Genomic DNA, 8365 nt, shown 5'->3' on the forward strand with positions numbered 1-8365 from the left:
GAGCGCTCCTCGCTCACCTGGTTCGTCCTCAAGGAGCTCCTCGGTCACGCCAACGTGAAGAACTACGACGGCTCGTGGACCGAGTACGGCTCCCTCGTGGGCGTCCCGATCGCCCTCGGCGACGAGCCCGGCTCTGCTGAAGGGCAGACCTCCTGATGTGCGGCGCGACTGAAGGTGGCCTGTCCCTCGACGGCGTCAACGTCGCCAAGGAGGCCGTGATCCAGGGCCAGGTCCTGCGCGGCGGCACCGAGCCCGTCGGCAACGCCTACGTGCGCCTGCTCGACCGCAGCGGTGAGTTCACCGCCGAGGTCCCGACGTCGGCCACCGGTCACTTCCGGTTCTTCGCCGGCGAGGGGGAGTGGACGCTGCGCACCCTCGCCCCCAAGGCCGAGCCGGTGGACAACAAGGTGGTCGCCGCCATCGGCTCCGTCGCCGAGGTCACCGTCACCATCTGATCCGCTGCCCCGAAGCCCCGAGCCGCCACGACCGTGTCGATGCTCGGGGCTTCGGCGTTCCCCACCACGTCGCGGCAGGCCCGGTCATGGGACCGTCAGCGTTCGAGCAGCAGCGTGATCGGGCCATCGTTCACCGATGCCACCTGCATGTCGGCCCCGAAGGCACCGCGAGCCACCGTGGCGCCCAAGCGCTCGAGCTCGGCACAGACCGCCTCGTAGGCCGGCTCGCTCACGGGCCCCGGAGCAGCGGCCTTCCACGTGGGCCTGCGCCCCTTGCGGGCATCGCCGTAGAGGGTGAACTGGCTCACGACCAGGATCGGCGCGGACACGTCCGACGCGGACTGCTCGTCGCGCAGGATCCGCACCCCCCAGATCCTGCGCGCCATCCACGAGACCTCCTCCGCCGCGTCGCCGTGCGTGATCCCCAGGTAGACCAACAAACCCGGACTCGCGAGTTCCCCGACCACCTCCCCGTGCACCGTCACCGACGCCGCCTGAACCCGCTGCACCACCGCTCTCACGTGGATGACTCTTCCGCAAGGCAACCGGAGGTCAGGACGGTGCTCCCGGTCTAGTCCGCCGACACCGTCCACGTGCCGTCGACCACGCCGGCTCGTTACGCCGTCAAGTGCCACACACCCCCGGGAGCGACTCGTGCCGAAGAAGACCCTCGTGACCCTGCTGACGACCGCGCTGATGAGCGCCGGCCTTGCGGGCTTCTCGTCGTTCACGACGATCGCCCAGGGCGCCGACCCCTACCCCGGCACCGTGCCCACGCTCTGCGACAGCGGCGGCCCACACACCCTCAAGAGCGGCCGGTCGCCGCGCTCAAGCCTGTACGTCAAACCGGCCGGGAGCGGCCGCCCCAAGGGCTCCATGGCAGTGCAGTACATCTACCAGCCGACCGGCAAGGTGCGCGGCACCAAGTCCCTGTCCTACGCCGGCAAGCGCGTGAACTTCCGCGGTCCGAAGCTCAAGAAGCCGGGCCGCTGGCTGATCCGCCTGACGTTCGACACCCCGCGCACGTCCGTCTACCAGGGGTGTAAGGACAGCTACACCCTCACGGTGAAGCGCGGCTAGCGCGTGGGTCTGGTCCGACGCCGGTCGGCCAGGACGAGGGAGATCGCGCGCTGGGAAGGCCGCCTCGACGACCGCAGGCGCCGCTGGGTGATCCCGGCGGCGGTCGTCGCTGCCCTCGTGGTTCTGGGCGCCTACGCCGCTTTCGATGCGTGGCGCGTCCAACGGGCCTTGGCCGATGCCGATGCCGCTGCGCGTGCCCTGCGGACGGCCATCGACACCCAGGACGACCCGGGGATGCGCGCCGCGTCCTACGACCTCGGGCTGGCCGCCTCGCGGGCTGCGAGCCGCACGGACGGCCCCCTGTGGAGCGCTCTGGGCTACCTGCCTGTCCTTGGTGACGACGTGCGCGGGGTGCGAGCACTCAGCGCGTCGCTGGACCTCGTGGCGACCGACGGGGTGCCGCGCGTGATCGAGGCGCTCGGCGGCTTCGAGGGCGTCAGCGAAGGCGGTCGTGTCGACATCGCCCGGGTCCGGGCCTTCGAGGCTCCGGTCGCCGAGGCGAGTGCCGCCTTCAGCAGTGCCGTGGGCATGGTCGACGAGATCGACTCGTCCGGCTTCGTGGGCGCACTCCGCCCCCGCTTCGAGAGCTACGTCGAACTGCTGGGCTCCACCGACCGTGGCCTGCGCTCGGCCAGGACGGCGACGCAGGTGTTGCCTGGACTGGTGGGCGCCGAGGGGACCCGCGACTACCTCCTCGTCTTTCAGAACAACGCCGAGATCCGCGCCACCGGCGGCATGCCCGGCTCGTGGGCGCGCGTCCACGCCGAGGGCGGCGAGCTGACCCTGGTCGAGCAGGGGTCGGCGAGCCGGTTCGGCGCGCGCGATACGCCGGTGCAGCCGCTCACGCCCGGCGAGACCGCGCTCTACGGGGACCTGCTCGGCACCGACTTCCGCGATGCCACCTTCACCCCCGACTTCCCCCGGGCCGCCGCCCTCATGGCCGCCCGCTGGGAGGAGGAGGTCGGCACGGTCGAGCTCGACGGCGTCATCTCGATCGACGTCGTGGCCCTCAGCTACCTGCTCGAGGGCATCGGCCCCGTCGCAGCGCCGGGGCTGACCCTGACCACCGACAACCTCGTCGAGACCGTGCTCAGCACCGCCTACCGGCTGCTCCCACCTCCGGACCAGGACACCTACTTCGAGGACGTCGCAGAAGCCGTCTTCGAGGCGGTCAAGGGAGACCGGGCCTCCGAGCTGCGCCTGGTCCGGGCCTTCGACCGGGCCGCGGGGGAGGGCCGGTTCCGGATGGCGTCGTTCCTCCCCGAGGAGCGCGACATGCTCGCTGGCTCCCGCGTCGTCGGCGACCTGTCCGGCGACGACGGGGCGGTGCCGCACGTGGACATCGACCTCAACGACGCGACCGGCTCCAAGATGTCCTACTACCTACGCGCCGAGTCATCGGTGGCCGCCACCGGTTGTGACCAGGGCGTGCAGACCCTCGCCGGGGAGCTGGTGCTGCACCAGACCATCGACCAGTCAGATGCCGCCCGGTTGACCGACTACGTGACCGGCGGCGGCAAGTACGGCACGGACCCGGGCGCGCAGCTCATCCTGGTCCGGCTCTATGCGCCGCACGGTGGCGAGCTGACCGGTCTGCGAGTGGACGGTCAGGACATCTCGGACGTGGCCAAGGTCCTCGACTTCGACGGTCGCCCCGCGGTCACCCTCAGCGCCTACGTCGATTCGCAGGCGCCGGTCCTCGTGGAGTGGGACATGACCACGAGCACCGGGCAATCGGCGGACGTCATCGTGACCCAGACACCCGGGATGACTCCTGGGACCTACGCGCGGTCCGTCGAGTCGGCTTGCTGAAGCCACTGGCGGAAAGCCGAAGTTCCTTCGGCGAAAACGGCCGTGGGTCGAAGATAGTTCGATGATCTGACATCCTGATGCACATGTTTGCTGTTCCTCCTGACGCCCTGCTGATCACTGTGGCGCCTACCGGCGCCGAGACCGCCAAGGCCGACTGTCCCCAGCTGCCCACCACCCTCGAGGAGCTCGTCCAGACTGGCCGGGAGTGCGAGGCTGCGGGTGCCGCGATGATCCACGTCCACGTTCGCGACGCCGACCACCAGCCGACCCTCGACCTGAGCCTGCTCACCGACACCGTCCAGGCGCTCAAGGAAGCCACCGACCTGATCGTGCAGCTCTCGAGCGGCGGCTCGGTCCACGACCCCCTGGACGCGCGACTCAAGGTCCTCGACGCCCAGCCCGACTCCTGCAGCCTCACGATGGGCACCACCAACTTCGGCGACGACGTCTTCTCCAACCCGTGGCCGTTCGTCTGCGAGCTCTACCAGCTCAGCCAGGAGCGTCAGGTCGTCCCTGAGTTCGAGCTCTTCGACCTCGGGCAGGCGCACGCCTTGGCGCGGCTCATCGACACGTTCGGTCTGCCCTACGGTGGCCGCGTCCATTGCGACTTCGTCATGGGGGTGCCAGGAGGCATGCCGGGCACCGCCGACGCCCTCGTCGCAGGGCTCGCGACACTCCCTCCCCACGTGACGTCGTGGTCCGCGACCGGCATCGGTCGCACCACTCTGCCGGTGGCGCTGGCTGCGCTTTCCAAGGGCGGGCATCTACGGGTCGGCATGGAGGACGTCGTCACGCTCAGCCGAGGAGTCCCGGTCGAGAGCAATGCCCAGCTCGTCGACCGCGCTGCCAGCCTCGGGATGCTGGCCCAGCGCACGCCGATGTCGCCACGGGAGGCGCGGGACCTCCTCGGCGTACGCGCACGCTAGGTCCCGGACCGACGAGAGCCGCCCCCAGTCATGTCAGGGGCGGCTCTCGAGGAGTTGACGACGTGTCAGGCGCCGCTGTTGATCATGCCGGCGCCGACGGTGATGCCCGTGGCCTCGTCGATCAGGATGAAGGAACCCGTGGTGCGGTTCTTGGAGTAGGGGTCACACAACAGCGGCACCGTGGTGCGGAGCTGGACCCGGCCGATCTCGTTGAGACCGATCTCCTTGGTCTCCTGGTCACGGTGCAGGGTGTTGATGTCCAGGCGGTACTGGATGTCCTTGACCAGGGCGCGCGCAGTGCGGGTGGTGTGCTTGATGGCGAGCTTCTGGCGCGGCTTGAGCGGCTCGTTGGTCATCCAGCAGATCATCGCATCGATGTCCTGACTCGGCTTGGGAGCGTTGGCAGGGCGGGCGATCATGTCGCCGCGCGAGACGTCGACGTCGTCCTCGAGCCGGACGGTCACCGACATGGGCGGGAAGGCCTCGGTGATCTCCTGGTCGAAGAGGTCGATGCCGGCGATCTTCGACGTCATGCCACTGGGCAGCACGACGACCTCGTCGCCGGGCTTCATCACGCCGCCGGCGACCATGCCGCCGTAGCCGCGGTAGTCGTGGTGCTCGTCCGACTTCGGGCGCACCACGTACTGCACGGGGAAGCGGACGTCGACCAGGTCGCGGTCGGAGGCGACGTGGATGTGCTCGAGGTGGTGCATGAGGGTGGGACCGGAGTACCAGTCCATGTTCTCCGACCGGTTGACGACGTTGTCGCCGGCGAGGGCCGAGATCGGGATGACCTCGAGGTCGGGGATGTTGAGCTTGGTGGCGAACGCGCGGAACTCGGCGTGGATCCTGTCGTAGACCTCCTGGGAGAAGTCGACGAGGTCCATCTTGTTGACCGCGAGCACCAGGTGGGGGACCCGGAGCAGGGAGAGGATCACCGCGTGACGACGCGACTGCTCGGTGAGGCCCTGGCGGGCGTCGACGAGCACCAGGCCGTGGTCGGCGGTGGAGGCACCGGTGACCATGTTGCGGGTGTACTGCACATGGCCCGGGGTGTCGGCGATGATGAACTTGCGGGCCGGGGTGGCGAAGTAGCGGTAGGCGACATCGATGGTGATGCCCTGCTCCCGCTCGGAGCGCAGACCGTCGGTGAGCAGCGCGAGGTCGGTGTAGTCGTAGCCCTTCGAGGCGCTGGTGGCCTCGACGGCCTCGAGCTGGTCCTCGAAGATCGACTTGGAGTCGAGCAGCAGGCGCCCGATGAGCGTGGACTTGCCGTCGTCGACGGAGCCGGCGGTGGCGAAACGGAGAAGATCCATCAGAAGTAGCCTTCCTTCTTGCGGTCCTCCATGGCTGCTTCGGAGAATCGGTCGTCGCCACGGGTGGCGCCTCGTTCGGTGACGCGGGCGATGGCGACCTCGTCGATGATCTCGGGGATGGTGCTGGCGGTGCTCTCGACGCACCCGGTGAGGGTGAGGTCGCCGACCGTGCGGAAGCGGACGGTGCGCTCCTCGACCGTCTCGCCGGCCTTGGTCGGGTTGAAGTCGCTCTCGCTCAGCAGCATGCCGTCGCGCTCGAAGACGCGACGCTGGTGGGAGAAGTAGATGGAGGGGATCTCGATGCCCTCGCGGCCGAGGTAGTCCCAGATGTCCAGCTCGGTCCAGTTGGAGATCGGGAAGATGCGCATGTGCTCGCCGGCGTGGAGGCGCCCGTTGTAGAGGCTCCACAGCTCGGGGCGCTGCATCTTCGGGTCCCACTGGCCGAACTCGTCGCGGTGGGAGTAGACGCGCTCCTTGGCGCGGGCCTTCTCCTCGTCGCGACGGCCGCCACCGAAGGCGGCGGTGAAGCCGCCCTCCTCGAGGGCGTTGAGCAGCGTGCCGGTCTGCATGCGGTTGCGGCTGGTCTTGCCGTCGTCGATGACGACGCCGTTGGCGATCGCCTCCTCGACACTGGCGATGATCAGGCGCACGCCGGTGCGGTCGACCCAGTTGTCACGGCAGGCGAGGACCTCGGGGAAGTCGTAGCCCGTGTCGACCTGGAGGACGGGGAAGGGGATCTTGGCGGGGTAGAACGCCTTCTCCGCGAGGCGGAGCATCACGATGGAGTCCTTGCCGCCGGAGAACATCAGGACGGGCTTCTCGAACTCGGCGGCGACCTCACGGATGATGTGGATCGACTCCGCCTCCAGCTGGTCGAGCTGGCTCAGCTGGTAGTCGGCATGCGTTTGCGTCATGGGGTTACAGGGACCTCTCGGTGGACAGCAGCCCACATCGTAGCCACGTGGAGGGGGTGGAGCGACAACGCGCCGAATGTCGAGTGGGTTGCGTCACTTATCGGGGCTCGTCCCGGGCGATGGTGAGCGGCGTCGTTGGTCGATGCCCTCCAGCTCGGCCACCGTGGGGGCGCCGAACATGGGGAGACCTTGCTCCTTGCGGAGCACCCCCCAGACGAGGGGCATGAGGACCACGACGGCCAGTCCGACTCCGACGATGAGGATCGGATGGGTCTCGTCGACCCCCAGGGGAGCCCAGCCGGCCTTGTCCAGGAGCGCCACCCCCGACATCGTCAGCACCACCACGATGCCGCGGCGGATGTAGGACTGGGGCACCCGAGGAGCGAGCTTGCTGCCCAGGAGGGTGCCCGGGACCGAGCCGAGGACGAGCGGGATGAGGATGCCCCAGTCGAGGCCGTTGAGGACGATGTTGGAGACGGCGGCGGCCAGGACGAGCGGGACGGCCTGCACCAGGTCGGTGCCGACCAGCTTCACCGCGGAGAGCCCGGGATAGAGCATGAGCAGGGCGACCATGATGACGGAGCCCGAGCCGACGCTGGTGATGCCCACGAGGAGTCCGCCCAGCGCGCCCACGAGGAGCGTCGGGAGTGGGCGGATGTGCGGGTTGGGGTCCTCGGCCTGGGCGCCGGAACGGACGCGACGCAGGTTGATGTAGAGCCTCAGGGCGTAGGTCGCGGCGGCGAGCAGCAACGCGAAGCCGATCGCCATCTTGAGGACGTAGTCGAGCTGGTCCTCATCAGTGGTGAAGCCGGCGACGAGGTGAGGTCCGAGCAGGGCCATCGGGACCGAGCCGATGACGAGCCACTTGGCGAGGTCGAAGTTGGGCGAGCCCTCGCGGGAGTGCACGATCGCGCCGCCGGTCTTGTAGACCGCCGCGGCCGTCAGGTCGGCCGTCACGACCGTGGCTGCGTCACCGACGCCGAGGAAGATCAGGGCCGGGGTCATGAGGGCGCCACCGCCCATGCCGGTCAGCCCGACCACGATGCCGACGATGAAGCCGGCGGCGAGGATCGAGAAGAATGCCGTGGTGATCAGATCTTCCATGGGGTGATCCTCTCGGATGCGGTGAGCGCCGGCACGACGACGCGCAGCAGGGACTCGATGTGCTGACCGCAGGCTTCCGCGGCCTCCTGCCCGCGTCCGTAAGGATCGCTGACGTCGAGGCGCCGCTCGGCGGAGCCACGGCGTTCACCGATGGCGGCGAGGAGCTCGCGGCCGGTGAGGTCGTGGTCGCCGGCCGCCTCCGCGAACTGGCCGAGGGTGAAGACCTTGCGGAAGGCGCGGGGGTGGTCATCGAGGATGAAGGTGCGGTGCGTCGCCTCGGCGGTGAGGACCAGGTCGGCGTCGTCGACGAGCTCCTTGGTCAACCGGCGGCTGAGGAAGCCCGCGCTGCTGACGTCGCGTCTGGCCAGGGTGGTGGCCATCGTCGCGTCCATGACGTGGTCGCGGAAGCCGTGGGTGCCGGCGCTGGTGAACTCGACGCCGCTGTCGTCGCCGGCCAGCGAGCGGGCGGTGAGCTCCATGTAGGGCGAGCGGCAGATGTTGGCGGTGCAGACGAAGAGGACCTTGATGGGGGTCTCGACGCCTCCTCGCTGTCGCTCGTCGGGCTCGACCAGCGAAGCGGGGGGCTCGACCACCGCATCCGTCGTGAGGTCGAGGTAGCCGGCGTCGCGGAGGGCGAGGACGACGTCGTCGAGGGCGTCCTCGATGCTGCGGCCGGTGGTGTCGACGCGGACGTCGGCGTCCTCCGGCTCCTCGTACGGGGAGGAGATGCCGGTGAACTCGGGGATCTCGCCTGCCCG

Annotated in this window: 9 protein-coding genes and 1 pseudogene; 5 read left to right on the forward strand and 5 right to left on the reverse strand. The window is 69.3% G+C overall.

Annotated elements, in window-relative coordinates; translation table 11 throughout:
* Together RMN98_RS17570 and RMN98_RS17575 are read left to right on the forward strand one after the other, a co-directional pair.
* A pseudogene (locus RMN98_RS17570) lies at positions 1-156 on the forward strand (sulfurtransferase); the annotation flags it as partial.
* On the forward strand, positions 156-455 hold the full coding sequence (locus tag RMN98_RS17575; protein WP_309650112.1) for a DUF1416 domain-containing protein: 300 nt from the start codon (positions 156-158) through the stop codon (positions 453-455). The pseudogene RMN98_RS17570 and the gene RMN98_RS17575, both read left to right, overlap by 1 nt.
* A 95-nt stretch (positions 456-550) precedes the next feature.
* On the opposite strand, the gene dtd is transcribed toward RMN98_RS17575, so the two are convergent.
* Positions 551-976, reverse strand: coding sequence for a D-aminoacyl-tRNA deacylase (gene dtd / locus RMN98_RS17580; RefSeq protein WP_309650113.1), 426 nt, complete (start codon positions 974-976; stop codon positions 551-553).
* Positions 977-1109: 133 nt separating this feature from the next.
* On the opposite strand from dtd, the gene RMN98_RS17585 reads away from it, so the two are divergent.
* From RMN98_RS17585 to RMN98_RS17595, 3 genes are all read left to right on the forward strand, one after another.
* On the forward strand, positions 1110-1535 hold the full coding sequence (locus tag RMN98_RS17585) for a hypothetical protein (protein WP_309650114.1): 426 nt from the start codon (positions 1110-1112) through the stop codon (positions 1533-1535).
* Positions 1536-1622: 87 nt separating this feature from the next.
* On the forward strand, positions 1623-3347 hold the full coding sequence (locus RMN98_RS17590; RefSeq protein ID WP_309650115.1) for a DUF4012 domain-containing protein: 1725 nt from the start codon (positions 1623-1625) through the stop codon (positions 3345-3347).
* Between the two features lie 83 nt (positions 3348-3430).
* Entirely contained in the window at positions 3431-4273 is an 843-nt protein-coding gene (locus RMN98_RS17595; protein ID WP_309650116.1) for a 3-keto-5-aminohexanoate cleavage protein, read from the forward strand.
* 65 nt (positions 4274-4338) lie between these two features.
* Here the strand turns inward: RMN98_RS17595 and RMN98_RS17600 are convergent, their stop codons facing one another.
* The 4 genes from RMN98_RS17600 to RMN98_RS17615 all read right to left on the reverse strand — a co-directional run.
* Positions 4339-5589, reverse strand: coding sequence for a GTP-binding protein (locus RMN98_RS17600; RefSeq protein WP_309650117.1), 1251 nt, complete (start codon positions 5587-5589; stop codon positions 4339-4341).
* Positions 5589-6503 carry a sulfate adenylyltransferase subunit CysD gene (gene cysD / locus RMN98_RS17605; RefSeq protein ID WP_309650118.1) on the reverse strand — a complete coding sequence of 305 codons (915 nt, stop codon included), beginning with the start codon at positions 6501-6503 and terminating at the stop codon, positions 5589-5591. The genes RMN98_RS17600 and cysD overlap by 1 nt, the downstream gene beginning before the upstream one ends.
* A gap of 93 nt (positions 6504-6596) precedes the next feature.
* Positions 6597-7607: a sulfite exporter TauE/SafE family protein gene (locus RMN98_RS17610; protein ID WP_309650119.1), complete on the reverse strand. Its 1011-nt coding sequence runs from the start codon at positions 7605-7607 to the stop codon at positions 6597-6599.
* Positions 7595-8365, reverse strand: a 771-nt coding sequence (locus RMN98_RS17615) for an adenylyl-sulfate kinase (protein ID WP_309650120.1), incomplete at its 5' end; no start/stop codon positions are given. The genes RMN98_RS17610 and RMN98_RS17615, both read right to left, overlap by 13 nt.

This window comes from Nocardioides sp. (assembly GCF_031397825.1).
Lineage (GTDB): Bacteria > Actinomycetota > Actinomycetes > Propionibacteriales > Nocardioidaceae > Nocardioides.